Here is an 876-nt window from a genome sequence, read left to right as displayed (position 1 = left end):
AGCGAGATTTGAAAATCTTGTAGCTGCTCACCTTTGAAAAGCAGTGTATTTTTGGAATGAAACAGGGCTTGGTGATTTTGGTTTATACTATCTTCGTGATAAACAAAAAAACGTGAAGTTAATTTAGTAATAACAAAAGATAACCAACCATGGATTTTAGTGGAAGCAAAAGTAAGTGACTCAACCGTTTCTTCAAGCTTAAAATATTTTAATGAATTACTTAAACCTGCATTTAGCTTTCAAGTGGTTCAAAATAAACAAGCTATTTGGGGCTTTTGCTTTGATAAACTGGGCTTATGGATAGTGCCGGCTATTACTTTCTTATCTCAATTTGTTTGATATGAATTTTTGCAAAAAAGGTAATTTAGTCAAATGTAAATCATATGACTATTTCGTTACTGATATCGAAATAATCTTAACCATTTCAACATTTAATTATAAGATATATCCTTGCACATACCAACAAATGTAGCTGAATTGACTATATTCACTTTATCTTCTAGAGGTCCGAATGGCTGAGCCGGTTTTAATAATTCCGGCGTTAATATAAATTTGGTTTTTTTCTCGATATTAGATAAAAAAGGTAAATGTACGCTATGGGAATGCTCTATCACTGCATACTTATCCCATTCTGGATATTGCCTATTTAGATTTCCTATAGGATCAGCGGGACCATAAACCTCTATACTACCGAATCTATATTTTTTTAAAGGATATAATTCATTATCATAAAATGCACTGTGCGGATACTTAGCCCGAGCTACTAAATTAGTATATATAAATTGGTCTTGTTCTTTATGCAAAATGAAAATATCTAAACAAGCTTTTTTGCATATATTATAAGATCTCTCGTAGGAAACAGTATAACCGAGTTGC

At 31.7% G+C, this 876-nt stretch carries 1 protein-coding gene and 1 pseudogene; one reads left to right on the top strand and one right to left on the bottom strand.

Going from position 1 to position 876, the window contains the following annotated elements:
• Nucleotides 1–159: 159 nt before the first annotated feature.
• Nucleotides 160–339 (top strand): hypothetical protein, encoded by a 180-nt coding sequence (locus A452_RS0105145; protein WP_017208627.1) that lies wholly within the window; start codon nt 160–162, stop codon nt 337–339.
• 92 nt (nt 340–431) lie between these two features.
• Here the strand turns inward: A452_RS0105145 and A452_RS08495 are convergent.
• Nucleotides 432–876: pseudogene (locus tag A452_RS08495) on the bottom strand (LicD family protein); the annotation flags it as partial.

It is taken from the genome of Rickettsia australis str. Phillips, from assembly GCF_000273745.1.
Lineage (GTDB): Bacteria > Pseudomonadota > Alphaproteobacteria > Rickettsiales > Rickettsiaceae > Rickettsia > Rickettsia australis.
This window is presented reverse-complemented; position numbering and strand designations above follow the sequence as displayed.